Source organism: Sinorhizobium arboris LMG 14919 (assembly GCF_000427465.1).
Classification (GTDB): domain Bacteria; phylum Pseudomonadota; class Alphaproteobacteria; order Rhizobiales; family Rhizobiaceae; genus Sinorhizobium; species Sinorhizobium arboris.
Window position 1 is genome coordinate 748071 of sequence record NZ_KE386497.1, and the last position, 26240, is coordinate 774310.

General features: G+C 59.3%; 32 protein-coding genes and 6 pseudogenes. 13 read left to right on the plus strand and 25 right to left on the minus strand.

Annotated features, from left to right (window positions below):
• Positions 1-312: 312 nt before the first annotated feature.
• The 8 genes and pseudogenes from SINAR_RS1000000137090 to SINAR_RS0132575 form a co-directional block, all read right to left on the minus strand.
• The gene (locus tag SINAR_RS1000000137090) at positions 313-480 is read right to left on the minus strand and encodes a hypothetical protein (protein ID WP_150852081.1); all 168 of its coding nucleotides are present in this window, start codon (positions 478-480) and stop codon (positions 313-315) included.
• Positions 481-843: 363 nt separating this feature from the next.
• A complete protein-coding gene (locus SINAR_RS1000000137270) occupies positions 844-1014 on the minus strand; it encodes a hypothetical protein (RefSeq protein WP_158500215.1) in 171 nt (56 codons plus the stop codon).
• Positions 1015-1374: 360 nt separating this feature from the next.
• Positions 1375-3263: pseudogene (locus SINAR_RS01000000134550) on the minus strand (potassium transporter Kup).
• A gap of 430 nt (positions 3264-3693) precedes the next feature.
• Positions 3694-4467: an arsenical resistance protein ArsH gene (gene arsH / locus SINAR_RS0132555; RefSeq protein ID WP_050577654.1), complete on the minus strand. Its 774-nt coding sequence runs from the start codon at positions 4465-4467 to the stop codon at positions 3694-3696.
• A complete protein-coding gene (gene arsC / locus SINAR_RS0132560) occupies positions 4394-4825 on the minus strand; it encodes an arsenate reductase (glutaredoxin) (protein WP_033058313.1) in 432 nt (143 codons plus the stop codon). The genes arsH and arsC overlap by 74 nt, the downstream gene beginning before the upstream one ends.
• Entirely contained in the window at positions 4822-5520 is a 699-nt protein-coding gene (locus tag SINAR_RS01000000134555; protein ID WP_050577655.1) for an aquaporin, read from the minus strand. The genes arsC and SINAR_RS01000000134555 overlap by 4 nt, the downstream gene beginning before the upstream one ends.
• A gap of 76 nt (positions 5521-5596) precedes the next feature.
• Positions 5597-6100 (minus strand): arsenate reductase ArsC, encoded by a 504-nt coding sequence (locus tag SINAR_RS0132570; protein ID WP_050577656.1) that lies wholly within the window; start codon positions 6098-6100, stop codon positions 5597-5599.
• 17 nt (positions 6101-6117) lie between these two features.
• Positions 6118-6471, minus strand: coding sequence for an ArsR/SmtB family transcription factor (locus tag SINAR_RS0132575; RefSeq protein WP_028002900.1), 354 nt, complete (start codon positions 6469-6471; stop codon positions 6118-6120).
• Positions 6472-6977: 506 nt separating this feature from the next.
• On the opposite strand from SINAR_RS0132575, the gene SINAR_RS0132580 reads away from it, so the two are divergent.
• Positions 6978-8795 (plus strand): putative bifunctional diguanylate cyclase/phosphodiesterase, encoded by a 1818-nt coding sequence (locus SINAR_RS0132580; RefSeq protein ID WP_028002901.1) that lies wholly within the window; start codon positions 6978-6980, stop codon positions 8793-8795.
• A 59-nt stretch (positions 8796-8854) separates the two neighbouring features.
• On the opposite strand, the gene SINAR_RS01000000134560 is transcribed toward SINAR_RS0132580, so the two are convergent.
• Both SINAR_RS01000000134560 and SINAR_RS1000000138120 read right to left on the minus strand, forming a co-directional pair.
• Entirely contained in the window at positions 8855-9169 is a 315-nt protein-coding gene (locus SINAR_RS01000000134560; RefSeq protein WP_272913719.1) for a TSUP family transporter, read from the minus strand.
• Positions 9164-9442: pseudogene (locus SINAR_RS1000000138120) on the minus strand (family 16 glycosylhydrolase); the annotation flags it as partial. The gene SINAR_RS01000000134560 and the pseudogene SINAR_RS1000000138120, both read right to left, overlap by 6 nt.
• A 366-nt stretch (positions 9443-9808) precedes the next feature.
• Here SINAR_RS1000000138120 and SINAR_RS0132590 point away from each other — a divergent pair.
• The 3 genes and pseudogenes from SINAR_RS0132590 to SINAR_RS1000000138615 all read left to right on the plus strand — a co-directional run.
• A complete protein-coding gene (locus SINAR_RS0132590; RefSeq protein ID WP_028002902.1) occupies positions 9809-10012 on the plus strand; it encodes a hypothetical protein in 204 nt (67 codons plus the stop codon).
• Between the two features lie 94 nt (positions 10013-10106).
• Positions 10107-10370, plus strand: coding sequence for a DUF2934 domain-containing protein (locus SINAR_RS01000000134565; protein ID WP_033058316.1), 264 nt, complete (start codon positions 10107-10109; stop codon positions 10368-10370).
• Between the two features lie 169 nt (positions 10371-10539).
• Positions 10540-10674: pseudogene (locus tag SINAR_RS1000000138615) on the plus strand (DUF982 domain-containing protein); the annotation flags it as partial.
• A 128-nt stretch (positions 10675-10802) separates the two neighbouring features.
• On the opposite strand, the gene SINAR_RS0132600 reads toward SINAR_RS1000000138615, so the two are convergent.
• The 7 genes and pseudogenes from SINAR_RS0132600 to SINAR_RS0132630 form a co-directional block, all read right to left on the minus strand.
• Positions 10803-11036, minus strand: coding sequence for a hypothetical protein (locus SINAR_RS0132600; protein ID WP_028002903.1), 234 nt, complete (start codon positions 11034-11036; stop codon positions 10803-10805).
• Between the two features lie 253 nt (positions 11037-11289).
• A complete protein-coding gene (locus SINAR_RS0132610; RefSeq protein ID WP_028002904.1) occupies positions 11290-11667 on the minus strand; it encodes a YkvA family protein in 378 nt (125 codons plus the stop codon).
• Positions 11668-11670: 3 nt separating this feature from the next.
• Positions 11671-11880, minus strand: coding sequence for a cold-shock protein (locus SINAR_RS0132615; protein WP_028002905.1), 210 nt, complete (start codon positions 11878-11880; stop codon positions 11671-11673).
• A gap of 103 nt (positions 11881-11983) precedes the next feature.
• Positions 11984-12244, minus strand: coding sequence for an SOS response-associated peptidase family protein (locus SINAR_RS1000000138690; RefSeq protein ID WP_028002906.1), 261 nt, complete (start codon positions 12242-12244; stop codon positions 11984-11986).
• 59 nt (positions 12245-12303) lie between these two features.
• On the minus strand, positions 12304-12507 hold the full coding sequence (locus SINAR_RS0132625) for a hypothetical protein (protein WP_028002907.1): 204 nt from the start codon (positions 12505-12507) through the stop codon (positions 12304-12306).
• Positions 12508-12874: 367 nt separating this feature from the next.
• Positions 12875-12970: pseudogene (locus SINAR_RS1000000138395) on the minus strand (hypothetical protein); the annotation flags it as partial.
• Positions 12971-12972: 2 nt separating this feature from the next.
• Complete coding sequence (locus tag SINAR_RS0132630; protein WP_028002908.1) at positions 12973-13431, minus strand: MgtC/SapB family protein; 459 nt, start codon at positions 13429-13431, stop codon at positions 12973-12975.
• A 676-nt stretch (positions 13432-14107) separates the two neighbouring features.
• On the opposite strand from SINAR_RS0132630, the gene SINAR_RS0132640 reads away from it, so the two are divergent.
• The 3 genes from SINAR_RS0132640 (at position 14108) to SINAR_RS0132650 (ending at position 16326) form a co-directional block, all read left to right on the plus strand.
• Positions 14108-15028 carry a DnaJ C-terminal domain-containing protein gene (locus tag SINAR_RS0132640; RefSeq protein WP_028002909.1) on the plus strand — a complete coding sequence of 307 codons (921 nt, stop codon included), beginning with the start codon at positions 14108-14110 and terminating at the stop codon, positions 15026-15028.
• Positions 15025-15348: a chaperone modulator CbpM gene (locus SINAR_RS0132645; protein WP_028002910.1), complete on the plus strand. Its 324-nt coding sequence runs from the start codon at positions 15025-15027 to the stop codon at positions 15346-15348. Before SINAR_RS0132640 ends, SINAR_RS0132645 begins: the two co-directional genes overlap by 4 nt.
• A gap of 447 nt (positions 15349-15795) precedes the next feature.
• Entirely contained in the window at positions 15796-16326 is a 531-nt protein-coding gene (locus tag SINAR_RS0132650; protein WP_028002911.1) for an Hsp20/alpha crystallin family protein, read from the plus strand.
• Between the two features lie 669 nt (positions 16327-16995).
• Here the strand turns inward: SINAR_RS0132650 and SINAR_RS0132655 are convergent.
• The 3 genes from SINAR_RS0132655 to SINAR_RS0132665 form a co-directional block, all read right to left on the minus strand.
• On the minus strand, positions 16996-18516 hold the full coding sequence (locus tag SINAR_RS0132655; RefSeq protein ID WP_028002912.1) for a hypothetical protein: 1521 nt from the start codon (positions 18514-18516) through the stop codon (positions 16996-16998).
• A gap of 106 nt (positions 18517-18622) precedes the next feature.
• Positions 18623-19129 (minus strand): ferritin-like domain-containing protein, encoded by a 507-nt coding sequence (locus SINAR_RS0132660; protein ID WP_028002913.1) that lies wholly within the window; start codon positions 19127-19129, stop codon positions 18623-18625.
• Between the two features lie 88 nt (positions 19130-19217).
• The gene (locus SINAR_RS0132665) at positions 19218-19517 is read right to left on the minus strand and encodes a DUF982 domain-containing protein (RefSeq protein WP_028002914.1); all 300 of its coding nucleotides are present in this window, start codon (positions 19515-19517) and stop codon (positions 19218-19220) included.
• A gap of 358 nt (positions 19518-19875) precedes the next feature.
• Here SINAR_RS0132665 and SINAR_RS0132670 point away from each other — a divergent pair, with 358 nt between their 5' ends.
• The 5 genes from SINAR_RS0132670 to SINAR_RS1000000137095 all read left to right on the plus strand — a co-directional run bounded on the left by SINAR_RS0132670 (position 19876) and on the right by SINAR_RS1000000137095 (position 22363).
• The gene (locus tag SINAR_RS0132670) at positions 19876-20148 is read left to right on the plus strand and encodes a DUF2934 domain-containing protein (protein ID WP_028002915.1); all 273 of its coding nucleotides are present in this window, start codon (positions 19876-19878) and stop codon (positions 20146-20148) included.
• 240 nt (positions 20149-20388) lie between these two features.
• Complete coding sequence (locus SINAR_RS0132675) at positions 20389-20574, plus strand: DUF3606 domain-containing protein (RefSeq protein WP_027997132.1); 186 nt, start codon at positions 20389-20391, stop codon at positions 20572-20574.
• Positions 20575-20715: 141 nt separating this feature from the next.
• Entirely contained in the window at positions 20716-21075 is a 360-nt protein-coding gene (locus SINAR_RS0132680; RefSeq protein ID WP_028002916.1) for a hypothetical protein, read from the plus strand.
• 185 nt (positions 21076-21260) lie between these two features.
• Positions 21261-21473 (plus strand): hypothetical protein, encoded by a 213-nt coding sequence (locus SINAR_RS01000000134570; protein ID WP_033058327.1) that lies wholly within the window; start codon positions 21261-21263, stop codon positions 21471-21473.
• Positions 21474-21982: 509 nt separating this feature from the next.
• Positions 21983-22363: a hemerythrin domain-containing protein gene (locus SINAR_RS1000000137095; RefSeq protein WP_234710712.1), complete on the plus strand. Its 381-nt coding sequence runs from the start codon at positions 21983-21985 to the stop codon at positions 22361-22363.
• A gap of 205 nt (positions 22364-22568) precedes the next feature.
• Here SINAR_RS1000000137095 and SINAR_RS1000000138620 read toward each other — a convergent pair.
• Both SINAR_RS1000000138620 and SINAR_RS0132700 read right to left on the minus strand, forming a co-directional pair.
• A pseudogene (locus SINAR_RS1000000138620) lies at positions 22569-22666 on the minus strand (methyl-accepting chemotaxis protein); the annotation flags it as partial.
• Between the two features lie 573 nt (positions 22667-23239).
• The gene (locus SINAR_RS0132700) at positions 23240-24139 is read right to left on the minus strand and encodes a LysR family transcriptional regulator (RefSeq protein WP_028002917.1); all 900 of its coding nucleotides are present in this window, start codon (positions 24137-24139) and stop codon (positions 23240-23242) included.
• Positions 24140-24290: 151 nt separating this feature from the next.
• On the opposite strand from SINAR_RS0132700, the gene SINAR_RS1000000136300 reads away from it, so the two are divergent.
• Positions 24291-24437, plus strand: a complete 147-nt coding sequence (locus SINAR_RS1000000136300; RefSeq protein WP_234710713.1) for a hypothetical protein — start codon at positions 24291-24293, stop codon at positions 24435-24437.
• A gap of 29 nt (positions 24438-24466) precedes the next feature.
• On the opposite strand, the gene SINAR_RS0132710 is transcribed toward SINAR_RS1000000136300, so the two are convergent.
• From SINAR_RS0132710 to SINAR_RS01000000134580, 3 genes and pseudogenes are all read right to left on the minus strand, one after another.
• Complete coding sequence (locus SINAR_RS0132710) at positions 24467-24949, minus strand: RES family NAD+ phosphorylase (protein WP_028002918.1); 483 nt, start codon at positions 24947-24949, stop codon at positions 24467-24469.
• Positions 24946-25374 carry an antitoxin Xre-like helix-turn-helix domain-containing protein gene (locus SINAR_RS0132715; RefSeq protein WP_028002919.1) on the minus strand — a complete coding sequence of 143 codons (429 nt, stop codon included), beginning with the start codon at positions 25372-25374 and terminating at the stop codon, positions 24946-24948. Before SINAR_RS0132715 ends, SINAR_RS0132710 begins: the two co-directional genes overlap by 4 nt.
• 289 nt (positions 25375-25663) lie before the next feature.
• Positions 25664-26149, minus strand: a pseudogene (locus SINAR_RS01000000134580) (electron transfer flavoprotein subunit alpha/FixB family protein); the annotation flags it as partial.
• Positions 26150-26240: the final 91 nt, after the last annotated feature.

The window sequence follows — 26240 nt, forward strand, 5'->3', positions numbered from 1 at the left end:
ATGCTGAGCCACGGGGTCAACCAGTCGGCCGCGTTGCTATTTGGCTTCGGATTCCCTACGGAACGCTGAATGTGAATATCGTCGGTTCAGTGGTCATGGGAGTCTTGGCCGAATATTTCGCATTCCACGGCGGCTTCGCGCAGGACACTCGATTATTTCTCCCGACTGGTATCTCGGGGGCTTCACCACCTTCTCTACCTTTCCCCTCGACACAGTCAGCCTCTGGCAGCGGGGCCAGTGGTCGGCCGCGGCCGCCTATGTTGTGTTCGTGAAGGCGGCAGCTCGCTCAACGGGATGGCCGCAGCTTGCGTCTCACGCACTCCCCTCCGTCTCGCTACCCTCGTCCAACTCATGGAAAGGCAGAAAGCCGTACTGCTCCAGCCATTCGCGAATGATGAGGCGGATTAGCTCTTGTCGCTTCATCTCAAGTTCTTCACCGGCGCGAGCGAGCGCCATCTCAACGTCGTCGTCGAAGGTCATCGGAGCTTGACTCTCAGCGTGTTAGTGGCCGTTCCCGTGGGCCACTACTCGAGATGACACCCTTGCTTACGAGCCACGCCTCGAAGCTTCCCGGGCACCCCTCGTGAGTCCACATCCCGCGATACGAGAAACCAAGACTATGGAGGCCGAGCCCAATGGCGTTGAAGCCTTCCTCGGTAACGGACGCGGTTCCATTTGGTGTTTGGACGCTTCCGGGATACTTCTTCTTCGCCCTTCTGATTTTCATTGCCTGCCTCCTACGCACTACAACCGAGAGGTCTTAGGGTCGCACAGCGCAAGTTGCAGTCAAGAATTAGGGGCGCCGCCCGAATGGGCTACGGACGCCGTCTGCTTGGAGGTCGATCATTCCTTCCCTGCTTTCTCCACATACTGTAACCGCTGGAGGAGAACCCTTATTTTCTTGGGCAGTTTTGGCAGGACTTTGGATAATACTGGAAGGGATCGGAGGAAATCGACATTGTAATCAGTTGCCATTTCCCGCCGGATTCGCAGGTCCCTGTAGGGCTTCTTCATGTCGCCGCTCCTAGTGAGAAAACACCGCGGCTGAGAGAATGTTCCGCATTTGCGATCGCGCCACTCGCAGGGCGGGGTGAACTGCTCAAACAGATTGAGCCTTCTAAGCCAGCCCCGAGCGAAGCCGCTGCGGAATGCGCCATCACGCGGGCGATCAATCAAAGTCCAGCGTCTTTCAGGCTGACCTGATCGCCGGGCTCGACTAGCTTGGACCTTGCGGCGACGGAAACGGTTCCGGGTCCGCGCAGCCCCCGCCGTCGCTGCGGCCTGCGGCGGTCACTGTCACCGCCGCTGCGGTCACGATTGTCGTCGCCGCGGCGGATGACGCGATTCGGATTTAGGTCCCTGGAGCCCGCGAGACTAAACGATGACTTGCTCGCCCAACTCGACGACTCGGTTTGCGGGGAGATGGAAGTAGTCGGTTGGATCGATCGCCGAGTCCGCCATCGCGATGAATAGCTTGTCCTGCCAGTGCGGCATGCCCGACAGCGGGTCTGCGACCAGCTTGCGGCGGCCGAGATAGAACGACGTCGTCATAATTTCGAACTTGAAGCCCTCCTTGCGACAACGAGCGAGCGCCCGCGAGACGTTCTGGTCGTCCATGAAGCCGAAGCGCAGTTCAAGTTTGCTGAACCGGTCGGAGAGTTTTGTCAGCGTGTAGCGGTCCTGCTCCTGGACAAAAGGTATCCTGGCGGTCTTGATCGTCAGGATGACGTTGTGCTCGTGCAATACGTGATTGTGCTTGATGTTGTGCAACAGAACGGCCGGGGTCATATCGGGAAGATTGCGGTTCCCGGTACCACGACGGGAGCGTGTTCGGACTTTCGCTCGACCGCGGCAATGAACGTGTCGAGCGGAACATCCTGGCGGGCCGTCTTTTCACGCAGGATCCGAACGCCTTTGCGCCAGGTCCACATCAGCGTCATCACAAGGCCGGCGAAGAGGATGGGCACGTAGCCGCCGTCATGGATCTTGAAGAGGTTGGCACCGAGAAAGGTAAGCTCCAGCAGGAACAGGGGCAGCAGGACCGCAGTCGCGATCCATATGGGCCAGTTCCACTGATGGCGGACGAATTCGAAGGCGAGAATGGTCGTCACGACCATGGCGCCAGTGACCGAGACACCATAGGCGGTAGCAAGAGACTCGGAACTGCCGAACACGAACATGAGAGCGAGCACGCCGATCAACAGCGCGGTGTTGACCAAAGGCAGGTAAATCTGTCCCGTCTGCGTTTCCGAAGTGTAGCAGATCTCAAACCTCGGCAGGAATCCGAGGTGAATCGCTTGCCGCACCAGTGAAAACGCTCCGGTGATCACTGCCTGGCTGGCGATGATAGTTGCTGCGGTTGCCAGAATCACGATCGGCAACAGAGCCCAGCTTGGAAACATCAGAAAAAATGGATCAGAGATCGCTTCGGGATGCGACAGCACCAGGGCGCCTTGTCCGACATAATTCAAGGCCAGTGCCGGAAACACGATCGCAAACCAAGCCGCCTGGATTGGCTGGCGACCGAAGTGTCCAAGATCGGCATAGAGCGCCTCGGCTCCTGTCACCGTTAGGAAGACGGCGCCGAGGACGATGAAGCCGACGAGACCGCCGTTCCATAGAAAGGTCACAGCGTGAACGGGATTGACGGCCGCCAGAATCCCTAAATCGTCGCCGATGTGGGCAATGCCGGCCGCCCCCATGGCGAGAAACCAAACGAGCGTGATCGGTCCGAACAGGTTCGACACGGCTCCCGTGCCGCGGGACTGGATGGCAAACAACAGCACTATGATCGCCACAGCGAGCGGTAGCACGTAATCCTGAAACGCTGGCGTGACGAGCTTGAGCCCCTCCACCGCCGAAAGGACGGAAAGCGCCGGCGTGATCATCGCATCGCCGATAAAGAGGGCGGCACCCAAGATTCCAGCCATAAGCATGATCGTCGTCTGGCGGGGTGCCTTCTTCATCAACAGGGCCAGCAGCGCCAGCATCCCACCCTCACCGTCGTTGTCGGCGCGCAGCAGAAACAGCACGTATTTGCAGGTCACGATGATCGTCAGCGCCCAGAGCATCAGCGAAATGAGGCCGATGACCTCGCCGCGCTCGACCCCTCCTGCGGCAAAGGGACGGAGTGCCTCGCGGAAGGCATACAGTGGGCTCGTCCCAATATCGCCGTAGACGACGCCAACCGAGCCAAGGGTGAGCACCAAAAATTGGCGCAGGTTGTTTGCCTGCGCGGGCGTATGGTTCATGGACGCTGTCATCGGCTCTCCGAAAATGCCTCGCTCTGCGATTATCCGCAAAGCCCGATTGCGAGGCGGTCAGGATCTTGTGCCAGCATCGCTGTACCGAATGGGCCTTATATGCGTTTGCAGACGGCTTTGCGTCTACCTTACGTCCGTACGAGGTCTGGATTCGATTGGGGATTTCGGTTGCGCGCGTAAAGATTTCATAAAGAGCGAGCCCTTTCCTTCCAGAAACACGAGCTCAGAAAGGGCCGATAAGGATGGTACCGTCACGCGCTAACCCGACGCGGCGGGCGGTGCTCGTCCAGTCCCTGCAGCCCTATCTCATGACGGCTCGACGTCCTCGCCGGGCGGGCGCCCCTCGAGGCCGCCACGCGCGACCGTTGGTCGTCCTGGCGGCCGCAACAGGTCACCGTTGATGGGAAGGCAAGATGCTGACGATACCCGCTCAAATCGACTTGAGCTTGACCCGCTGATCTAGCTTCTCTGCCTCTTGCTTGCGTTCGCTGTATCGGTCGACGAGATAGGCCGACGCGTCGCGAGTGAGCAGCGTGAACTTCACGAGTTCCTCGCAGACATCGACCACCCGGTCGTAATAGGGCGACGGCTTCATGCGTCCGTTCGCATCGAACTCCTGGTACGCCTTGGCGACCGAGGACTGGTTCGGAATCGTGATCATGCGCATCCAGCGGCCGAGCAGGCGGAGCGTGTTGACCGCGTTGAAGGATTGCGACCCGCCCGACACCTGCATGACGGCGAGAGTCTTGCCCTGCGTTGGGCGGATCGACCCGATTGACAGCGGTACCCAGTCGATCTGCGCCTTCATGATGCCGGTGATCGCTCCATGCCGCTCCGGGCTCACCCAGACCTGGCCTTCGGACCACTCGGAGAGTTCCCGGAGTTCCTGCACCTTCGGGTGGCTGGCGGGCGCATCGTCCGGAAGCGGCAGCCCCGAAGGATTAAAGAAGCGAACCTCGGCCCCGAAGTGCTCCAGCAGCCGGCCGGCCTCTTCGGCAAGCAGCCGGGAATAGGAGACCTGCCGCAGCGATCCGTAGAGAATGAGAATGCGCGGCGGATGGGTCGAGAACGGCGGCCGAAGCGCCTCGGTATCAGGCTTGCGGAGGTGGCGCGGATCGGCGGCTGGCAGATCAGACAAGACGGCGACCCTTCTCGTCCAGAACTGCTTCCCCGTCTTCCTTGACGAAAGGCCCCTTGAAGGCATCGGCGGGGAGGATGTCGAGAACGGCCTCGGATGGCCGCGCCAAGCGTGTGCCGATCGAGGTGATCACGAACGGCCTATTGATGAGGATCGGATGCTCGAGCATTGCTCTCAGAAGCTGGTCGTCGGACATTGCCGGATCGTCGAGACCGAGCTCCGCATAGGGCGTTCCTTTTTCACGGATTGCCTCGCGAACCGAGAGGCCGGCGTCGCGGATCATTTGGGGAAGCTCCTCCCGGCTTGGCGGCGTCTTGAGATATTCAATCACCGTCGGTTCGATGCCGGCGTGGCGGATCAGCGCCAATGTATTGCGCGAAGTGCCGCACGAGGGATTGTGATAGATGGTAACGTCCATGGTCATTCGATTTCCTTGACGCTTAATCGCGAAGCTGAGGTGTTTCGTTCGGCGAGCATCCAGCCAACGACGGCAGTGGCGATGAGCGCCCCGGTGACCTCCGCGACGATGAATGCCGGCACATCCGTCGGGCGGATGCCCGCGAAGGTGTTGGAGAAGGCACGGGCGACGGCGACGGCAGGATTCGCGAACGACGTCGAGGCCGTGAACCAATAAGCGGCCGTGATGTAGAGGCCGACGAGCCATGGAATTGCCTCGCCGCGGAAGCGCAATCCGGCAAGGATCGTGAGGACGAGCCCGAAGGTGGCGACCGCCTCGGCGACCCACTGACCCGTGCCCGTCCGGACCGTTTCGGAGACCTGGAACAGCGGCAGGTCGAACATCGCATGTGCGATCAGCGTTCCGGCGATGCCGCCCGCGACCTGCGCAAGGACATAGAGCGCTGCCGCGAATGCTTCGATCTCTCGTCGGGCCGCGAACACCATGGTGACCGCAGGATTGAAGTGCGCGCCGGATATCGGCCCGAGAATGCTGATCAGGACGACGAGGATCGCCCCTGTCGGTATCGTGTTGCCGAGCAGCGAGACCGCTACGTCGTCGGAGAGGCGGTCAGCCATGATCCCGGAACCGACGACGGTGGCAACCAGGATGGCGGTGCCCATCGCCTCCGCGGCGAGGCGGCGCGTTAAGTCGAAGGCCATGCTTCAGCCCGCTTGGTCTTGGGTGTTCTGCGACGTGCCACTGTCCATGTGGCGGATATCGAGTGGAGCGCCGTTGTCATGCGAAGTCGGATCCGATCGACGTGGTCCCTTCCATCCGACCGATCTCGTGGAGCTTCGACGTCAGGCTCATCCGCTCGAGGCTCTCGACAGGCAGGGCCGCAAAGGCTGCGATGCGGAGCTTCATGTAGCGGAGCGTCGTTGCGAAGGCGACCCGCTTCTCGGCGTCCGTCCCCTCGACGGCGGCCGGGTCCTCGACGCCCCAGTGCGCCGTCATCGGGTGGCCGGGCCATACCGGGCAGGCTTCACCGGCTGCGCTGTCGCAGACGGTGAAGATGAAATCCATCTCGGGCGCATCGCGGCCTGCGAACTCCTCCCAGCTCTTCGAGCGCAGATCCTCGACCGGGTAGTGATGGCCGGCGAGGGTCTCGATCGCGAGGGGGTTCACCTCCCCCTTTGGCTGACTTCCGGCGGAATAGGCGTTGAACTTGCCGCCGCCATCCTTTCTCAGGACGCTCTCGGCAATGATCGAGCGGGCCGAGTTTCCCGTACACAGGAACATCACGTTAAATTTTCTGGTCACCGAGAGACCTCCTCCTTTGCACAACAGGGTTCGAGCTCCTCGATCAGCGGCGCACAGAGGCTGGCGTTCCCGCCGCAGCAATCCTTGAGGAGAAACAGGGTCAGCTCCCGCAAGCGCGGCATTTCCGCTCGATAGACGATGAGGCGGCTGCGCCGTTCGGACGAAACCAGGCGAGCGCGGGCAAGAATGTTCAGATGCGTCGACATCGTGTTGTGGGGTATCGCCAGCGCGCGGGCGATGTCGCCTGCCGGCAGCCCCTCGGGCTCATGCCGGACAAGCAACCGGAAGGTTTCCAGGCGGGTCGACTGGGCGAGTGCCGCGAGGGCCAGGATGGCTTCTTCTTGTTCCATATGTCGAGAATACCGGAAATATAGACATAGTCAATCCGCGCTGGCTCCCCCCGCTAGAGGTCCCTCGAAACACACCTCCTATGGGTGTATAGTTGCATTACGATCAAATCTCGCGTTGTATCGTGGGAAGTGGATTTCCTATCTGCCCTTTCAATTGGGCGCATGCCCTGTGGGAGGAAGCACCTATGATGAAGCCCGCCGCCGTGACTGGGTCGCTCATTCTCGCCGGAGGGAGTTATCGGGATGCATCGAGAGTCGCCCGCAAACTCCGCGAAAATGGGTATTCGTGCGTTTGCTCTCCAGACTACCGGACGTTCGAGCAACATACGCGATGGCTAAAGCCGGACCTCCTATTGCTGGACATCGGCATCTACGAGGAGTTCTTTGGTGATGCAAAGCGTCGTGAACAGGTCCAATCTATTCCGGCAATTCATCTCGTCTCGACAGCCGCTGACAGAACACGCGCGTTTGCTGCGGGCGCGGTGGACTACATTATCAAACCAGTGCTGACCGAAGAGTTGCTGTTGCGGGTGAGAGCCCAAATCGAGCTGCTGCAGACGCAGAAACAGCTTGCTCAGCGGAATATGCAGTTCGCCACGACACTGGAAAACATCGGCCAGGGTGTCTGCTTCTTCGATTCGGACCAGCGGCTCATACTATCCAATCGGCGTTATGCGGAAGTATATGGGCTGCCTCCGGAGTTGGTCCGGCCCGGCATGACTTTAAGTGAGATTACCCAGCTGCGTTATTCCGTCGGCGCTTGTCCAGTCGTGGCGCACGATGAATATCTGGCCTGGTGCGACTCGATCAACTCCAAGTCTTCGCCGCAAGACTGGACGATGGAGCTGAAGTCGGGCAAGGTCGTTCGCGTGCACCACGAGAGAACAGCCAATGGCGGATGGGTTTCGACGCACGAGGACGTCACCGAGCACCGAAACGCCGAACGGCAAATAGCCCATCTCGCATTGCATGATCCACTCACCGATCTACCCAACCGCGCCGCACTGAAGCAGAAACTCGAGGCACTGCTCGAGCAGCACCGCACGCAAGGATCACAGTTTGCGGTGCTGTGCCTCGACCTGGACCGGTTCAAGGAGGTCAACGATCTCTTCGGTCATAGTGTTGGGGATATGGTTCTGGGCCTGGCCGCCAAACGTCTGTGCGCGGCTGCGGTGGGTGCATTCGTCGCCCGCCTCGGCGGTGACGAGTTCATGGTTTTGGCAGAAGCCGATGCCAGCTCTGCGGCGCAGCTCGCCGACCTGACTATCACCGTTTTAAGTGAGGACGCAGAGATCGACGGCACCCGGATCCGAATGGGTACGAGCATCGGCGTAGCAATCTTTCCCGCGGACGGGGACAATGCCGCTGAACTTACCAGCAATGCCGATGCGGCTCTCTATCGCGCCAAGGCCGACGGGCGTGGTACGGCTCGGTTTTTCGAACCTCAAATGGATAAGTGGTTGCGGGAGCGGCGAGCGTTACAACGTGATTTGCAAGCTGCGATCTCCGAACAGCAGCTGTCTATTGTCTATCAGCCACAGGCTAATATCGGTGGGGATGTCACTGGCTTTGAGGCCTTGCTGCGGTGGAACCACCCGACGCGCGGCAATGTCCCTCCGACCGTATTTATTCCGATTGCCGAGGAGAGCAGTCTGATAATCGAGATCGGAGAGTGGGTATTGCGGGAGGCTTGTCGGGAGGCAGCCTCTTGGTCGCGGAAACTGTCAGTAGCCGTAAACCTCTCTCCCGTGCAATTCAAGCATGGGGATCTTTCCGGGCTCGTCAAGTCAGCCCTGATCGAAACGGGACTGGAGCCTGCACGCCTAGAGCTCGAAATCACGGAAGGCGTTTTGATCGATAATCTTGAACGTGCCATCTCGACGTTGGGGCACCTAAAGGCGCTTGGCGTCCGGATCGCTATGGACGATTTCGGGACCGGCTATTCCTCCCTGTCGTATCTGCAGTCTTTCCCTTTCGACAAGATCAAGATTGATCAGTCGTTCGTCCGCAATATCGGGCTTGCACAGTCTTCAGCGATCATTCGCGCCGTGATTGGACTTGGACGCGGACTCGATCTGCCCATCATCGCTGAAGGTGTGGAATCGACGGACCAGCTTGCATTTTTGACTCGGGAGTCATGCGATCAAGTGCAAGGCTATCTCGTGGGCCGGCCACGTCCTATCTCGCACTATGCCAAATACGTTGGCCGGGCGGAGGAAAACGAGCAGCTCGAGCGCGGCCGATCGGCCGTCGCTGTCCGGCCAGAGCAAAGCCATGTTGCCAATCCACGGCGAAACAGTGGGAATGCGGAGGCCACCAGCTAGTGGTCTCAATGCCGTACTCGGCCGACGAAGCTGATGAAGTTCGAAGAAAATCAGTGTGATCACCGGCCGCCGACTATCGCGAGCACAGTTTCTTGCTGCTGCCAAAGCATGGCGGCTCCGCTCAGCGCCATGAACCCGACCACAATTGTGCGGAACTTCGTCTCACTCATATCCCTGAGCAGACGCTTTGCGACCCAAGTGGACACCAGCGCGCCAGCTCCCGCGGCAAGCCCAAGCAGCCAGAGATGTCCAGCCATGGCGCCGAGTGTGGTGTAGGTGCCGATCTTCACCAGGTGCGTCGGCAGCGACACTGCGGTCTTGGTGCCGATCATGCGCTCCTTGGTGATGCCGGCGTTCAGATACAGCGTGTTCAATGAATAGGCTTTAATATAGTCGATCTTCATTTCTGATCCGTCGACAAGTCCGTCGCTCGGCGTGCCGGCCATCCCTCCGACCGCAAGGTTCACGAGCATGTACATTGGATCGTGCATGAACGAGGGGGTGTCCGCGCGTGCAATCGCGGCGTCATCGAAGTACCAGACGATCGCGTCTTCCGTCCAAAGCACGCCGTATTTGTGGAACCCGCTTGTATCGCCAACCTTCACCCCGTCTTGGCTCATGGTGTGCGATCCGGTTGCATTGGAATGATTATGCTGTGGAACTGCCGCTGTGATAAAGCGGCTGGCCCAGGGCGTTCATGACAGTTCTGCTCATCGAGAAGTCTCCCTGCTAATTGCTTGCCCCTTCCCGATGAGCACCCCCAGCATTCGGAAACCGTGACCTGTCGCACACACCCGGCACTCTGGAGCTCGGGCGCGCGCTCGCGAACCAAACGCCCCGGCTTCGAGATGTCTCCCCACGGCTCTGATCACCGGGAGGAGCCCTTCATTTTTTAAACGCTCCTGCAGATCCGCGCAGAAAGGCGTATGCTGTTTCACCGTTGGCCTGCCGCAGGGGCGCGGCCATGACGGGGAGATGGATTTGCTCTCGTCCCCAAGCGAAGGAATGGCGTCATGGAGCGCCGCGACTACCAATCCAAGTCGATAAGTCCTGACGAAGTTGAGATGCTCAGCAACGTCTTCGAGCAGTTGTTGCACGACTATCAGATTCCGCGAGATGGGCAGGAAGCTGAAGACCTCGCAGCGAGGTTGGTGGCGGTCTATCAGTCCGGAGTTCGCGACGTTGAAATGCTCAAGAAGTTATCTTTGCGCGCGTGAGGGTGGTCCCCTGCCTCGGCTCATTGCTGCCGAGTAGCGCACGCTCAGGAGGATGGCGAAGGGTCGGAACGGGCGAACAAGGGAGTGCACTCAAATGGATGGCCATGAACACAACAGAGAGGAGCGGGTCCGCGAGGGTGCCTATGAGATCTGGGAGCGCGAAGGCCGCAAGCATGGCGACCACGAGCGCCATTGGGAGGAGGCTGAAGCGGAACTGAAAAACGAAGAATCCGGAACAGATTCCCCCAGGCGCTCATCTGGTCCGAGCGACGGCCGAGAAACCGCAGAAAACATGAGCGAACCCGTCTCTCCTTCAGGAGCCGGCAAGCAAAAATCAAATAATAAGAATGCAGCTTAGCCGATCCCATTTGATTGGGGTCGGTCGACTGCCCTTGCCGGCCCTTATCCGGCAAGGGCGCAACTCGTGGAGGGGCCATGCAGGATATTCTCTGGGAGCAGCCAGTGAAGCCTGACTATGCCGGAGGCAGCGAGCGCTGCGTTAACGGACCCCGAGAGGCGCCCAGTGCCTTTCGGAGTGGCCGAGCGGCGGTGGCTGGTTCTACGAACGGGCTAAGATACGCTGCCACGCTGCATTGGAAGCGAACGGTGATCTCGCGTTTTCTCGCCAGGCGTTTATTGCCGCCTCAATCGAGTGTGACTGAGTCAACCTCCCGAGATACCGAGGTCGCTCATACGACCATGCAGCAGATTGGGCATAAGCAGAATTCGACGGCCAAGGTTCGACGCACCAGGCCCTCTTCTCGACGACGGATGACGAGGGCGACATTTCTCAGGTGCTGCCTGCAACCCTGTTTCTTTCTCTGATCAGGCGGTCGCGCTCGCGAATATGCGACGCGAGGCTCAGCTCAAAAGTGACCAATAATTTGCGAGCCGTTGTGGCGTCTCGGTCGGCCCTCTCGAGCTTGGCAACGAGTTCGCGTTGAACGGTTGCGCGCCTGGTAGCATCTTCCACGTCGCGCTCCGCCGCTGCCAGATACTTCTCAATCAGAGACAGTTCATTCATGCCAGAGAATAGCACGGATCCTCGATCTTGCAGCCGTTAACGCACGGCCGCGTTCGCGATTGGGAACAGGGCCGATCCAATATCGACGCGCCGTCCCGTATCCTTCTCATGTTCGAGAAGGAGCCGGAAGCGGTGCAGCGGGCGTTCTCGCAGCCTAAAATGCGCGGCTATGACAATCGCCTGAAGATGAGGCGCCAAGCCGAACCCCATCTGATCATTAGGTTCGGCGCGTCATATCGGTTTGGAGAGCGTGCTATTTTGCAGCGGTCGGTATGAACCACCATGTGATCGAGACGGCAGCCAGGGCCCACAGCGCGACTATGAAAATTGCGCCACCCCGATTGAAGGGCTTTTTTGGGGCGGCGGCAGCAGTCGCCCGATGCTCCGCCATGATCTCTGCCGGCACCAACCGAATTGCTAGCAAAATTGCCAGAGGCAGGAGGATCACCTCGTCGAGATATCCGAGGACGGGAATAAAGTCGGCAATCAGATCGATGGGCGAGAGCGCATAGGCAGCTATGGCGAAGGCGAACGCCTTCGCATACCAGGGCATACGAGGATCGCGGGCCGCGAGCCACAGAGCATGCACGTCCCGTTTGATTGCCCTCGCCCAGTCTTTGAGCCGCATCATCGATCAGAGTGCGCGAAGATTGTCCGCGGAAGTCTTGCCCGAGCGACGATCCTGGGTAACTTCGAAGCTTACTTTTTGACCCTCCTTGAGAGTGGAGAGCCCAGCACGCTCTACTGCCGAAATATGCACGAAGACATCCGCCGAGCCGTCGTCGGGCTGAATGAAGCCGAAGCCTTTGGTGCTGTTGAACCACTTTACCGTTCCTGAAGCCACGAGTGTGCCCCTTTCATCGTGAGAGAGTTTGGCGATTGCGAAACGAATCTTGTCAGGACGTCGTGACACGCGCAACCGCAGAACCATCTATCGTCGCTGAACCTTAGATGAGGATCGCCTCCTCGTCCCGTTCAAGCGGCTGCAGCATCATAGCATCCGAAGGGAATGGCCTCTGCAGTTCCTTGGCTTCCTTCCACTCCGCGGTGAGCCACAGCTCGATTTCCGCGGGCTCTGTCAGAATGACAGGCATGGCCTTCGGGTGGATCGGCCTCACAATCTCATTGGCCTCGCAAGTCAGGGGCTCATGATCAGCGGCGCGCCTACTGGACAACTTCCGCCGTTCTGTCACGATGAGGATAGCCACATTATGGCCTTAAACTGAGCCCGCCCTACTGTCCCCCTCCGAGCAGGCTTTCTTTTGCCCTAGTGAATTTGGATCATATCAATCAGGTTAACCGGGTCTCTGATGCCTTCTTGGTATAGCGCGATCAGCCGCTTTGCGAGTGCCTCAGCTTCCGGCGTATCGATGTTCAGCTTCGTCCTCGCGAGCTCGTTCTCGAACACCCGTTGTAGGAGATTGATGTCGTCCGGGCGGATGACGCAGTCGGAATCGCGGAAAGGATACATAACGCGGCCTCCCTAGTTAGGGCGAAAGCATAAGTATCGGCCAGCGGCGCCCTTGCCCATAGCCGCTGATGGCAGGAAGAATGCGCCTGAAATGAGGTATTTGAAAGGGCGCTCAGTGGAAGGCTGTTCACCTCCGGTTCGGGCTTCGAGCTATATCCATTTCCACCAACTTCTCGCGGATCACCGCGTCTCGTTGCCGGCCCAGCCGCTGGAATGGCTAATCGCACCAATTCCGAGTAGATGGTGAACGTTGCGCAAGCGTTGCACTGCTTTTCGCCTCAACGTTCATGGGAATGCATCAATTTCGCTGTGAGGCTCAGGCCGGGGTGCCGCCGCGTTGTGAGCTAGCCTGACGGATGTTCACGATTTAAGGAGAATAAGTTGCGTCATCGGTCCGCTCTCGGATGCCCTTAAACGAAGGGTGACGGAGTTTTCCGTCTTCCGTCCAGGCGCGATATTCAACGTTTATGGATGCGAACCATCATGGTCTTCGTGACCGTGTACCCCGAGCGTGCTCAGCAGCCATAACCCAAGGAGGTTGGTCAAGCTGAGGACGATTGCAATGTTTGCGCGACCGAGTCCCACCGCCACCCCGATGGCGCCGGCATTCCAGATGCTGGCGGCGGTCACCAATCCTTTGACGGTGCTACCTTGCTTGACGATGGCACCGCCGCCAATGAAGCCAATTCCGGTGATGACACCTTGGAGAACACGGGCCCTAGCTTCATTGGTGGTCGGCGAGCTCGTGTCGATAATCAGGGCAAAGCCGCATGCCGCCATTGCCACTATCGGAAGCGTTCGAAAGCCTATGCTGCGCCTACCATGCCTGCGCTCCCAACCAATTGGCAGCGCTAGGGCAAATGCCAACAGAACCCTCGCTATTTCGCTAAGGATCGTTTGGAAGTCGAAGCCGAGATCAGGCATGGTCCTTTCCGTCCATGATAGTGATTGAGGGCCGGACCACAGGCCTCGCCGCATTACGGTCATTTCCGGCACGTTGCTGCCACGTCGTGCCAGCGATCACCTGTGGGGACATCCGACGTTATACAGATCGGCGGCACAGGCGAAGCAGGAATTTAAACTAGGGCTTCGATGAAACCTCACCGCCTTGATGATGCTGGGCCATTCGGGAGCTGCGCGACAGGCCCGCATGGCCATGGCTCGGCCATTTCATGCCGTTTGCAGCGTCATTGAAAGTGGAACGCGCCATGGCATTTCTTTCATATTCGGGCCTCCTGAAAGGTCGTATGTTGAACCGCCAACCCATCTGCTTCGTTCCCACGATAAAATGTTTCTGAGTTCTTGGTCACACTTGCTGAAGGATGCCTTCAGAGTAGACGACCGTTGTCGTGCGGTCGCGGCCATCGCAGATCGAACGGGACGGCTTGCGAGGCCTTTGGGCTGTCTTACATTAGAAAAATGGTGCCGAGATGCGGCTCCGAGAAAATCGGCGCCCGCTCGGCCGCGAATTTCGGCTTGTCATGCACCTCGCTGTAACCGACGCGCATCATCTTTGCAGTGCGTCACCCGCGATCGACTCGACCGGATTGAAAAGCCGATCGGGAGTAACCGGCAGCGATCTGATACGGAGAGCAAAGTCGTGAGTGAGGATCCTTATGACATTCTAGGGATAAAGCGCGATGCGGCCCAAGGCGAGGTCCAAAATGCGTTCCGCAAGCTTGCCAAGAAGCTGCACCCGGATCTCCATCCAGGTGACAAGAGCGCTGAAGACCGTTTCAAGCAGATTTCGGCGGCCTACCAGCTTTTGAGCGACGAAGAGAAACGGGCGCGTTTCGACCGAGGCGAAATCGACATGGCCGGAGCCGAGCAGGCTCCACGCGATTTTTATCGGCAATATGCATCAGCCGGCGGCCCAAACGATCCATATCATAGCGGCGCAGGTTTCGCGGACTTCGGGGAAGCGGATGATTTGTTCTCACGCTTTTTTTCGCAACGGAGCGCGAGGGGAGCATTCCGGTCCCGCGGCGCAGATCGCCGTTTCACAATGGACATCGATTTTCTTCTGGCAGTGAATGGCGGCAAAAGCCACGTCCGTTTACCGGATGGGAGCTCGCTGGAAGTAACCGTGCCACCTGGAGCACATGACGGTCAGATGCTGCGATTGCGTGGGAAGGGCGAACCTGGATATGGCGGCGGCGCGCCCGGGGATGCACTGATCGAGGTACACATCAGGCCGCATCCGTTCTTCATTAGAGATAATGACGATATTCACATAGATCTGCCGATTTCTCTGAGCGAAGCCGTACTCGGCGGGAAGGTTCGCGTGCCGACGCCATCGGGCGCCGTACAACTGACCATTCCGCCCAATTTGAGCAGCGGCAAGAGATTGCGCATCAAGGGTAAAGGCGTGCCGAAGCGCAGTGGCGGCGCCGGCGACATTTACGTCACGCTGAAAATCGTCCTGCCTGAGGTTGCCGACCCGGATCTTACCGCATTCGTGAAGGGTTGGAAGGCGGGCCAGGCGCAAAATCCGCGCAGGCATCTGGAGGGCGAACAATGAACGATCTGGAGTTTTGCAATTGCTTGAAGATCGACACCGTAGTTCTCAGCGAGTGGATCGAAGAAGGCTGGATTGCGCCCGCATATGTGGACGGCAGGCCGGAATTTCGCGACGCCGATATTGCCCGGGCGAATTTAATTCTCGATCTGATGGATGCTTTCGGCGTCAATGCCGCAGGGATTGACATAGCCATGGACCTGATCGACCAGGTTCACGGGCTGCGGGCCATTCTACGAGACCTGATGACGGCAATTGAACATCAGGATCGCGAAATCCAAACCGACATCCTGCGTGAGTTGGACAGGATCGCTTCTTCTTAAGACGCATCGAGCTGCCGAGCGTTGGAATAAACGGCGCTTACCTTCAATAGTCCTCGCCGCAATCAGGCGCCTGGCAGTATGCGTGCTGCCCTTTCTGGCAGGCAGGCGGCGGAGGCCGGAAGCGTCGGTTTTTTTCGTGGAACAATTCCGCGTCCACGGGGTTCTGGTCGCGCCGCTGCACTATCGGTCTCCTCCTTGGTGGCAACAAAGCAGCGTCCGCTATTGGTCGGGCGCTGTTTTACCCCCATCTGACGGAGATCTGGTGAGTGATCGAGACGTCCGTTGTTCGGCTTCGATCGACTCGGGCCGACAACGAGCGGCACGTTTCGCGATCTGTCCGTAGACGGCATTGTGACCGCAAGCCTGCGCGAGCGGGCAGCCGTTCCCTCACCACACGGCCCTCTCCCTGCATGGCACTGCGAACCGTCCAACAAAGGGAGTTCCATCATGGCCCAAGCTGCTCGAAAACAACCCGTAAAGGTCGAAACGTCTGCTCCTGAACGGCGCGAGCCGCTTTCGCTGTTCGAAAGCCTCCGCCGCGAAATCGATCAACTGTTCGATGATATCAATCCGCTGGGCTGGCGGTCCTTCCCGGCACGTATGCGTGAACGCGATCGGCCGTGGTCCGAAAAAGGAACGTGGCGAATGTCTCCGGTGGTCGACTGCGTGGACGCGGAGCAGGAATACAAGATCACCGCTGAAATGCCCGGTATGGATGCGAACGAGGTCGAGGTGAAGGTCGCAAACGGCATGCTCACGATCAGCGGGGAAAAGAAGGAGGAAAAGGAAGAGCGCGAAAAAGACCGCTTCCTGTCCGAACGGCGCTATGGTGCCTTCCAGCGCAGCTTCCGGCTGCCGCCCGGTGTCGATGCCGATAAGATCGACGCAGTCTTTGCGAAGGGTGTGTTAACGGTGCGGCTGCCGAAGACGGACGAAGCCCTGAGTAGCGAAAAGAAGATCGCGATCAAAGCGGCATAAGCTTTAACCGGCGCCTGAATGACGGCGTGCGGAGGAATCATGCGGATCAACGGACTGACGCCCGCACGGCCGAAGGTGCCCCGCGTAGCTCCGAGCGATCGCGTGAGGATCGTTGGGGGCGGGAGTGATCGTTTGCTCTCCACGCGCCCTGCGATGCAGGATGCGGCTTTCCGCCGTCGCCCGCGTGCCCCGATCGCAACGTGCTCTTCCATGGCGACCGTCCATATGACGAAGGGCGCATGAACCATCAACTAGAAAAAGAAGATAGGCATTTAGTTGCCTCGTTTTGCGAGTTTGCCATTGCCGGAACGCGCGGCGCGGTTGTCCAGTTCCTCGGGCGAATCCATCCGGCTGAGACGTGACCTAAACGAGAGGGTAGCCAGTCTGCGGCACGGAGAATTGATGACTCGGCCGTCTTGCTACAGGCGAGGTCCTGAATCGGATAATGCGATTTGAAACTAAGCTGTTGCGATTGTTAAGAAAAAGTCGCAGATCAGAGCGTTACGGCCGCCACCTCGATCTTAAGCTCACCGATCACGAAAAGGGTGAGCTGATCGAGTATCTCAAATCAATCTGACGCAGGTCGGAAGTAAGGACGAGCGCCACTCGCGGGGAAGACGGTAAAGCCAGTTCTCAATTGCCCATAAAGCATCTAGAGGCAGCTGAGCACTAGGCCCGGCGTGAATGTTCGGGCGATCGTTTCACAGCCAATGCACCGAATAGCGCCACGAACGCCGCGAGCCCGACCCAGCCGATGATTTGGCGCGTGCGGTCGTGGTTTTCCGGCATCTCGAGGCGCTCCACTTTCGGCCACATGACGTGGATGTAGCCATCCGGTTCGGCGGCCAAGCTCTTGTCTTCGGCGGCGATCTCCAGCATCACGCCCTGCATCGGCCCGTCGGTGAGGACCATGACATGGGCGGGTGCCGCTCGCGCGATCACCTCGCCGTTGCGACTTATTTCCGCCCAGCCCCAAAGCGCGATCTTCGGCCGCATCCGCGGCAGCTTGTTGGTGCCTATGCCCGTGTCGCCATGCATCTCATGCTCGAGCACGGCGCCCGACCATGTTGTGTAGAGCCCGAGCGGATGTCGCGGCATCGGCCTGTCGATCTTGACATCATAGGTGGCCTCGCCGCCCGTGAATCGGGCGGTGACCGTCATCGCATCGGTGTTTTGCACGTGCGACCAGCGATTTCCCATCTCCACCGCCTGGATAGTGATCGTGCCGGTCACCGGTTGGGTGCTGTTCATGTTCATCGGATCTGCCCCCACCACCCGGACACCCGCGCCCGAAGCACGCGCCGAAGCCGCCAGGCCATCGCTGCCTCTGCCCTGCGCGTACAGCGGGTCGGCGGGCAGGCTCATCATGATTCCCGCGACGACGACGCTTGAGACAGGGATCATCCGCCGGTTCTTCATGGCCCATCCGCCGACCCACCAGCCGATCACCGCGGAGACGAAGCCACCCGGGAACGAGTACCACCACAGGTCCCAATAGCCGGAATAATAGGGCTGCTCAAACGGTAGCCCGCGCGGCCCGAGGTACATGCTATAGGTCGTCCAGACGAGCGCGAGCATCAGCGCCCCCAAAGCCACACCGGTGCGCCCGGCGCCGGCATATGCCGTCCAGACGCAAACGAAAACGAAACTGATCAGCAGGCGTTGGACGAAGAAGGTGATGCCGGGGAAGTCCTGCAGAAGCAGAAGTTGGGTAAAGATTCCGTCGGTGGCCACAATGATTACGGACGTGACCAGCCCATAGACGACGAAACGCCATGTCTCACCCCGCTCAGCCTCGAGCACCGGATGATTGCGGCGCCACAGCCAGAGCGCCAATGCGTATCCGCCAAGGATGGCAAGGAAATGCACCGGCAGGCCGGTGACCCAGAGGTGATTGAAGTCAAGCCATTCCGGTTCCTGCGGCAAGCCGACCGGCGCCAGCCACTGATAGTAGATTTCGAGGATCAGCGTATGCACCGCCGTCAGGACCAGGCCGGGCACGATGCCTATTCCGATGAACGCAGTGCCGAACAGGAATACCGTGGTGATCAGGAAGGTTTTGGTCACCCAATAGGTCCAGTAGGGATCGTTCTCCCATAGTAGTCCGTGGGCGATGGAGGCATCGACGAAGATCGCCGCAAGTCCGACAAGAATGCTGAACTTGATTGTGTCTTTTGCGACCAGAAACATGAGCCGCTCCCGCATAACGCGATTCTTGCATCAAATCGCGAAATTCCGGGAATGTTCCTCCATCGTCGCGAGACCACAATCTCGGCGCGGTATGGCGTCAGTTCGCTTAGTGTTTCGCCGTCAGCCCTTGCTGATCGCGCTCGAGGAACTTGCGCGTGATCGCGGCGGCGTGTTCGTCGAGCCATTGCGCCATCGCGACTTCCTGCTGCAGGATGGTTTCGCAGACGCGCTTGGTTTCCTGGTCGCCCACATACTCGGCCGCAGCAATCAAGATCTTATAGCTGGCGATCTCCATCTGCTCAAATGTATAACTCGCGAGCGAGCCCTTCACGACCTCGTCGTCGACGAAGAGGCCACTTAGCCCCTGACCGAACGCCACCATCTTTGCAGCAATGTCTTTGATACCGGAGGTGCCGCCGCTGACCCGTTCCAGGCAGCGCTCCAACATTGCCGCCTGATCGCGGGTCTCCTGGAGGTGCTTATCGATCTGCGTCTTCAGTTCCGGGTAATTTTCCAAGCGCGCCGATTGGCTCGTCAGCATGGTGATCGCCTGCTCTTCCATCGCATGCGCATCCCTGAGCCATGCATGGAGATGCTCCCTGGGATCAGACATAGTGTTCTCCTTTCTTCACATTGGCTGAGTGCCAGGGTCCCGGACCTCCGCCTTAAACCCGTTTGTCAGGCCCGATCCGCGGCCTCGCTCAATGCTGCCGCTTGGCAGCCGGCTTTGCAGACGTGTCGGAAACGCCGGCGGCGTGTGCGTCGCTAAGCGACAAAGACGCCTCGGCGCAAGCCGCGGCAAACGATGCTCTTGCAACCTCGGCGGCGACGATCCCCGAAAGGGCGGCGCGGCAGTCGCGAATAGCGCGGTGGTGCCACTTGCCGTGGCTCGGCCACTCGTATTCGAGGAAATCGAGAGCGTCGTAAGGTCCGCGGAATAGGCGAGGCATGCCGTTCTGAAGAGTTACCGAAACGGGTACGCGCCAGAGAGCTTCCTTCATTGGGACCTCCCGAATCTTTCCAATCGGAATAACCCGCCGGAAGCTCAACTCGTTCCATTGCGAAAACCTTGGAAGGGTGATTTCCTGCCCTCTGTAGCGACGGCCGGGTTTGAGGCGAACTTACCGTCAGCGACGCCGTTTCGGACGCGTTCACAGGACCGGCTTGCCTGGTCTGGACCCCGCTGTGGCGGCAAATATTGACTGATGCCAAGGAGCCCGCCTGAGTTCTTCGTTGAAATCGGAGGGACGGCAGCCTGGAGCACTGCTATTCTGCCGCCGAGAGCTCCTGAGTCTGACGGAGCACTGTCGTACCCGCCTTTTTCCTGCTCGACCGTATCAATCTACAAAGGAGGAAATGATGCCTGATCGCAAAAAACGGAACGAAGATCCGGTCGAGGGCTCCAGGGAGACGATTGAACGCGAACTGGAGAGGCCCAACCAGACTGGCACCGAGCCGTCGGATAAAAGCACCGACGAAAAGCAAGAGCGCATTCGGAGGCGCGCCTACGAAATCTGGGAGCGCGAGGGACGACCTGACGGAGGGCATGAGCGCCACTGGCACGAAGCGGAAAAGCAGCTCGACGAAGAAGAAGGACGCACGTCTGGCCACGGCGAGAGCGCGGGCCGATAACGTGCGTCTCGCGCGGCCGTGCAGAATGGCCGCTTGAACGGCGGGGCTTCTGCGGCACGAGCTTAAGCGCCCGCGGATTTATGCTGACGGTGTTTGCAAGCCTTCGCCAGCCTGAACGCCGGCGCGAGATCTCGCGCTGTTACGTCCCTGCCGGCCTCGCGCGATTGCGTTACCCGCGCCTAAGGGGAACCTACGATGCGCGATGCCGTTTTTGATGCGTCCACAAAATGGAGGACGCAGATGCCCGATGCTAAGAAGTCCGTCGGCCGCGATCGCCGACGCGTTGCCGCCGAGCAGGCCTATGAGCTGAGCTATTTCAAGCGAAAGCACAAACTCACAGAGGAGCAGGCTCGCAAGATCATCAAGGAAGCGGGGAACTCCCGCGAAAAGGCGAACGCCTTGGCGGAGAAGGTGAAGAAGGCTTAACCGCTCTTGGCGCCGGTATTGAGGGTGGAGCCGTTTGGCAAGAGATGCGCCCCTGCAGGACCATCGCTAAAGCTGTGGTTTAAGGGCGCGATCGCGGAGTCTCGCTTTGGAGATTGAAGCACTTGGCGGAAGGCCAGGGAAATGCGCAAGGAACTGACGGCAGCCGCCGTCCTTATTCCCCTAATGGAAATCGATCCGGCGATGCGTCAGAACCTCCTGGGCAGCCAAGAGCGAGAATTCGCCACCGCGATGGCAATCCATGTCTACCTGCGGCTGCGACGGCATTTCCGTTTCTGTCGCTATGGGGTTGAAGCTTCCCTGAAGGAGGTCGTTGAGCAAATCGGCGATACAATCTGGACAGCTCCCGACCAAATCATCACGGCCTTTGCGTCCACGGACGCCGCAGATTCCGCAGCCGCGTCTAATTATCTCGCCCAAGAAATCCTCAGATCCATTTCCGTCATCTTTGAGACCATCAAAGTGAGCCAAGATTATGGGTGATGCACCGCCAGGCATACGACACCCTGATGATCGGCTCTCGTGCCCCATCTTTCGCTCGTCATGAGATCACCTGCGGCATACGTCCAAACCGGGAGTATTTGCCTCTATCAGTGGTTGGTTGCCAGCACGTGCCGATGACGGGAAGATGATTTTTCGCTTCGCTCTCCAATAGAGGAGGTACCGTGATGGACGCCCACCATCGCTGTCTGCCGATCTCCCCCGAAGAGCTCAATGATCTACAGGCCATCCTCGAGGACGTTCTGCGAGAACTAAAGCTATCTCGGGAGAGTGAAGAAGCCGAAGCAGTCGCGAGGAGGCTAATTCAGCTCTACGAAAGCGGCGTGCGCGACGCCGCCTCGCTCCACATCGCCTTAAATACGCCGGACGGTCAGACATGATCAGTTCCGACTAGGAGTGCCGACGTGCAGATTCTGCTGTCATAGCTCGACGGTATTAGTTGGCTTCGTTTTGTTCTCGAACCGTTTTGCCGCCGTTCATGCTTATTTCAGCCATTTATTCACGGCCCTTGCATTTGGCGTTCAGGATCGATCCCGAAACTAAGCCGTTGCAGTCGTCCAGCGAAATTTCTCGCGGAGCGGCTTCGGCTCCTCTCCACTCATTGAAAGCGCTCGACGCGCACGAGACGCCCGCGCGGTGAGCCCTCCTTCAGGGTCGCGCAACATTTGCAAATTCATCTCCTCAGGCGCGGCGATCATCGCCACGCTCAGCGATGATCAAGAAAGGGGGTGCCGTCTGGAACTCGCTCCCTCTTGGTTGGCAGACCGATTACCAACTCGATTACACCTAGCTGATTTGGTCTTGATTCAGGTCAAGGTCCCACGCGACGCAGTATCTCATCCTTCGAGCACGGAAGACGACTGAAAGAGGACCGAAAGGACCGGAGTGTATGATCGCGCGGGTCAAGCTTGCGCCCTCACAGGACCGGCCACCAGCCGTAGCCGCCGCCGATCGGCTGGCTCTGATGGCAGGGTCTCACCATAATCAACTGACACTTTGTGACCATCTCGAGGCCATTGCGGACAGCCTTCCGCACGGAGTCGACCGTGGTATGTGCGCTTACGCCGCAAAGATGCTTGGGCCGCTCCTACGGGATCTTCACGTGAGGGAAGAAGGCGTTGTTTTCGCATGGACCGAGGAGAGGTTCGGGGACGATCCATTAGTGCTAACTACACTGGAATTGCTCAAGAATGAACATTTCGAAGACGAATGCTTCGCCGACGAATTGGCGGAGATGCTGGGTCAGCTGGGACGGCAGATGCTACTGTGAACCCGGAGACAGCGGGCTACATGCTCCGCGGGTTCTTCACCAATCTGCGTTGGCATGTGCGCTTCGAACAGCAGTGCTTACGCAGCCTAGCCGCCGATCACTCAGGCTGCTGACAAGAGATGGGGCGCGACTGGTCACGTGCAGAAAATCTCGCTCGATGTCGACACCGTCGGAGCCGGCAGCCGACCGAGAGGGACGGACTGCCCTTAGTCTCCTTGGCCGTGTTAGCCGAGCGCTGCGCTGGCTCACGTACCTCTTGGGCAATGACGGCAAGCCCTTACCAGCCTCCCCGGCGCGAGCGCTGCCCTCCGGTCGTCATTGAGGATGCGAGGTGGCACCGCCGCGATGACATGGAGAGTCTGCACTCTCTCTTCTTGTCCATCAGCAAGCCGCACGAACAGTTCAACACCGTCTTCGGTGAGACGCATGTCAGTGACTTCGGCGCCGCAGCGAAGCCGTCGTTCCGCGACAGCATAACCGCGTCGGAACAACAGGAGGGGCCTCGCCAAACGGCTGGGTTCTGACGGCAGCACAGTCGCTCGGTGGCGTCAGTTCTCCGATCATCGTCTCGCCCGGCGGCCTCGTCGGCCAGCAACTGGCCTTCGATCCCGCCGCCGCAATCTTGCCGGTCAGTATGCTCAATCTGGCCTCACCCTTGGAACATTGCCGGCTGCGGTCATCATGCGGCGGTTCGGCCTACGCTCGGGCTATCTTCTGGGCACCACGACCGGCATGACAGCAGGTCTAGTCGCGACGCGCGGCCTACAACGGTCTCCAAATCTCCTCGCCCGTGCTTCCTGGAAAGGATCACATCAGCTCCGTCAGGCCCGGTTTTGCCTAGGGTATCAAATCCGCACTAGCCGACTAACCCTGCCATCAGACCGCAGGCGAGCCTCCAATTTCGCTTGCAAGCTTCAGGAAACCGTCGATGTAGGAGATCGCCTCTTCGCCGCGACGCACGCCGAGATTGATGCTCTTCTGGATGCCCGCATCACCGAGACGCAGGGCCCGGATCGGCAGACCAGCGGCATCCTCATTGAGCAGCCAGTCCGGAAGCACGGTCACCCCCCTGCCCGCGCAGACGAGCTGCAGCATGAGATCGATGGTTTCGGCGGTGCGATGCTCACGCGGCCGGCAATGCGCGGGAACGAGAAACCGCGTGTAGATGTCCAGCCGCTCCAGAGTTACTGGCACGGTGATCAGTTCCTCGTCGATCAGATCCTGGGGCTGCACGATCGCGCGCCTAGCGAGAGGGTGAGCTTCATGCACCATCAGAACAAGTTCGTAATCGAAGGCAGGCGTGAAGATGAGGTCCGGCGCGTCGATCGGATCTGGTGTGATGAGCAGGTCGATTTCATAGCCCAGAAGCGCTCCGACGCCGTCGAAGCGGAAGGCAGTCCGGACATCGAAGTCGACGTCGGGCCACCGGTTCAAATAGGGTGTGACAATGCGCGTCAGCCAACGTTGACAGGGATGGCATTCCATGCCGACGCGCAACGTTCCCCGCCGACCGACCGCGAAGTCGTTCAGCACCCGCTCCGCGTGCTCCATCTGTGGCAATACCCGTTCGGCAACACTGAGCAGGTACTCGCCAGTCTGCGTCAGTCGCAGGCCGCGGCCAGTTTTCATCCAGATCTTGATGCCATGCCGTTCCTCGAACTTGGCAACCATATGGCTTAGAGCGGACTGCGTGACGTTCAGTTTCTCGGCGGCCGCGGTGACGCTGCCGCGCCGGCTGACTTCCCTCAGGATTGCCAGATGCTGTCTGTCGATCATTATGACGGCTTCTCATGATTAGGTGAAATCCGCTCATAAATGAGCACGGCTAAGCTTTTCGTCAATTGGTGTCCAATCGAAGTCTCGGATCGAAGAGAGGAAATTGCCGTGGCGACGCTGGCGAGGTCGTCGACCGCAAGAACAGCACTCCATGAAATGTGCCTATGCAGAAAAACTGTTGGCACTCGACGAAGCGGCCGCCGATCCGCTGCCGATGTGGGTCGCCGAGACCGATTGCAAGAAGCCGCAGGCCGTTATCGATGCGCTTCATTCGGCAGTCGACCATGGAAATGGCTGACCAGTTTGAGAAAGGCGCTGTCCGTCGGGTTACGGACCAAACAGGCGACGGTTCCAGTAAACCGGTTGATGCAGGCTCGCCGCGAGATGCGGGAATTGCGGATGCGCAGGATTGATCAGAATATTGTTTTCTGGTCTCGCGACGACGCTTGGCACGAGCAGGATGGTACTGCGCCTTTGCAGGCACCATTCCTCGCCAAAAGCCTTGCTGACGGTCGCGGGCATCGAATCCCAGCCCGGCAATGCCGGTTGCGGCAGCACCTCATAGCTCGTTCCGCTTGGGATCGTGATTTCCACGTAATGCTGGTTCGGCGGCAGCCGTCCGCTGCCGTGGACCAGCTTTTCGAGCAGCGCGGTCGAGTAATGCTCCGATGTGTAGATCAGCGGACTGCCGGGCGTATTCCATCGCCCCGGCGCAATTGTTGACCCCGTCGCATCGAAGATCGGATACGTTCCCGCTGGATCCCCTATTCGATAGCACGTCAGCGTTCGATCGAGAATCTGCGCCGTCACGCAGCGCTGCCGTATTTGAGGGCGCTCAGAATATCGAGCACCATTTCGGCGCCAAACTCGCTTTGAATGACGACGTCGATCGGCCGCCTATCCTCGATCATCGGATGAGCGTGAAACAGGAAATCGCGCGCTTCGTTGGGATCTCGCCAAACCTCCAGCGCCAAGCTCCAGACACGGGCAATGCGTGCAAGCCGGGTCCCCTCCTCCGGCGACAATATCTTTGCGCTCTTGCGCCGCTCATAGGTCGCCCGCGGCACCAAGCGATACTTGAATTGCGTGTCAGACGGCGCGACGAGATTGGACATTCGCTCGACAGTGCCAATCGGCAATCCCTGCTCGATTTGGGTAATCAAGCCGATCGGCGATTGGGGCACAGCCTTTGAGGGAAGACCAAGCACCTCGGCAACGCTGGAAAAAGCTAGCATGAACACTCCTGTTCACTTGAGACAAAATGTAGTATCAACTGAGGCGAACGTCAAGTCAGCGAAGGCGGGGGGTTATGACAATATTGCCGTGACGATACGGCCCGTTGCACCTGAGGATTGGAAAGCCGGCATTGGCGACAAGACATCAAGCCTTCCCCAGCTTTCGATCGCCTTGCTCACCGGGCGTTCGCCTAGGCTCTCATCGGACAGTTCGCCCATGACCAGCGCAACATCCGTCCCGCCCTTTCTTACCTGACGCGTAAGCTGCTCCAAAGCGTCTGCCGACTTGGGCTTCGAAGAGATCCATGACGAGGCCGCAGTCGGCAAGCTGGAAGATCAGTGCCTCCTCGTCCTTGTTGATCGATACGATGACCTTCGAGTCCTTCATGACGGCAAGGTGCTGGATGGCGCCCGAAATGCCACAGGCGATGTAGAGGTCGGGGGCGACCACCTTTCCGGTCTGGCCGACCTGCCAGTTGTTCGGCGCATGGCCGGCGTCGACGGCAGCGCGCGAGGCGCCGACGGCGGCGCCGAGCTTATGGGCGACCGGCAGGATGACCTCCTTGAACTTCTCCGAAGAGCCTAGCGCGCGGCCGCGGGAGATAATGATCTTCGCCGAGGTCAGTTCCGGACGGTCGGAGGACGAGAGCTTGTCCTTGATGAATGTAGACAAAGAAAAAGTGGCCGCCGCCGGGACCTGTTCGACGGCAGCCGAGTTGCTGCCCTGGGAGGCAGACGGGAAGACTGTAGTTCGCGCGGTGATGACCCGCTTTGGCTCGCTTACCTCGGATTGGATTCCCAACCGCCGACCGCGAGGAAGTAGGTTTCAGCCCAATGGCAGAAAGAATGCTTCCTATCCAGTGCTG

Coding starts and splice junctions, on each gene's coding strand:
- SINAR_RS1000000137090 (WP_150852081.1), bottom strand. CDS start 480: ATGACCTTCGACGACGACGTTGAGATGGCGCTCGCTCGCGCCGGTGAA.
- SINAR_RS1000000137270 (WP_158500215.1), bottom strand. CDS start 1,014: ATGAAGAAGCCCTACAGGGACCTGCGAATCCGGCGGGAAATGGCAACT.
- arsH (WP_050577654.1), bottom strand. CDS start 4,467: ATGCCTTCAAGGGGCCTTTCGTCAAGGAAGACGGGGAAGCAGTTCTGG.
- arsC (WP_033058313.1), bottom strand. CDS start 4,825: ATGACCATGGACGTTACCATCTATCACAATCCCTCGTGCGGCACTTCG.
- SINAR_RS01000000134555 (WP_050577655.1), bottom strand. CDS start 5,520: ATGGCCTTCGACTTAACGCGCCGCCTCGCCGCGGAGGCGATGGGCACC.
- SINAR_RS0132570 (WP_050577656.1), bottom strand. CDS start 6,100: ATGTTCCTGTGTACGGGAAACTCGGCCCGCTCGATCATTGCCGAGAGC.
- SINAR_RS0132575 (WP_028002900.1), bottom strand. CDS start 6,471: ATGGAACAAGAAGAAGCCATCCTGGCCCTCGCGGCACTCGCCCAGTCG.
- SINAR_RS0132590 (WP_028002902.1), top strand. CDS start 9,809: ATGGAGCGCCGCGACTACCAATCCAAGTCGATAAGTCCTGACGAAGTT.
- SINAR_RS01000000134565 (WP_033058316.1), top strand. CDS start 10,107: ATGGATGGCCATGAACACAACAGAGAGGAGCGGGTCCGCGAGGGTGCC.
- SINAR_RS0132600 (WP_028002903.1), bottom strand. CDS start 11,036: ATGAATGAACTGTCTCTGATTGAGAAGTATCTGGCAGCGGCGGAGCGC.
- SINAR_RS0132610 (WP_028002904.1), bottom strand. CDS start 11,667: ATGATGCGGCTCAAAGACTGGGCGAGGGCAATCAAACGGGACGTGCAT.
- SINAR_RS0132625 (WP_028002907.1), bottom strand. CDS start 12,507: ATGTATCCTTTCCGCGATTCCGACTGCGTCATCCGCCCGGACGACATC.
- SINAR_RS0132630 (WP_028002908.1), bottom strand. CDS start 13,431: ATGCCTGATCTCGGCTTCGACTTCCAAACGATCCTTAGCGAAATAGCG.
- SINAR_RS0132645 (WP_028002910.1), top strand. CDS start 15,025: ATGAACGATCTGGAGTTTTGCAATTGCTTGAAGATCGACACCGTAGTT.
- SINAR_RS0132650 (WP_028002911.1), top strand. CDS start 15,796: ATGGCCCAAGCTGCTCGAAAACAACCCGTAAAGGTCGAAACGTCTGCT.
- SINAR_RS0132655 (WP_028002912.1), bottom strand. CDS start 18,516: ATGTTTCTGGTCGCAAAAGACACAATCAAGTTCAGCATTCTTGTCGGA.
- SINAR_RS0132660 (WP_028002913.1), bottom strand. CDS start 19,129: ATGTCTGATCCCAGGGAGCATCTCCATGCATGGCTCAGGGATGCGCAT.
- SINAR_RS0132665 (WP_028002914.1), bottom strand. CDS start 19,517: ATGAAGGAAGCTCTCTGGCGCGTACCCGTTTCGGTAACTCTTCAGAAC.
- SINAR_RS0132670 (WP_028002915.1), top strand. CDS start 19,876: ATGCCTGATCGCAAAAAACGGAACGAAGATCCGGTCGAGGGCTCCAGG.
- SINAR_RS0132675 (WP_027997132.1), top strand. CDS start 20,389: ATGCCCGATGCTAAGAAGTCCGTCGGCCGCGATCGCCGACGCGTTGCC.
- SINAR_RS0132680 (WP_028002916.1), top strand. CDS start 20,716: ATGCGCAAGGAACTGACGGCAGCCGCCGTCCTTATTCCCCTAATGGAA.
- SINAR_RS01000000134570 (WP_033058327.1), top strand. CDS start 21,261: ATGGACGCCCACCATCGCTGTCTGCCGATCTCCCCCGAAGAGCTCAAT.
- SINAR_RS1000000137095 (WP_234710712.1), top strand. CDS start 21,983: ATGATCGCGCGGGTCAAGCTTGCGCCCTCACAGGACCGGCCACCAGCC.
- SINAR_RS0132700 (WP_028002917.1), bottom strand. CDS start 24,139: ATGATCGACAGACAGCATCTGGCAATCCTGAGGGAAGTCAGCCGGCGC.
- SINAR_RS1000000136300 (WP_234710713.1), top strand. CDS start 24,291: ATGAAATGTGCCTATGCAGAAAAACTGTTGGCACTCGACGAAGCGGCC.
- SINAR_RS0132715 (WP_028002919.1), bottom strand. CDS start 25,374: ATGCTAGCTTTTTCCAGCGTTGCCGAGGTGCTTGGTCTTCCCTCAAAG.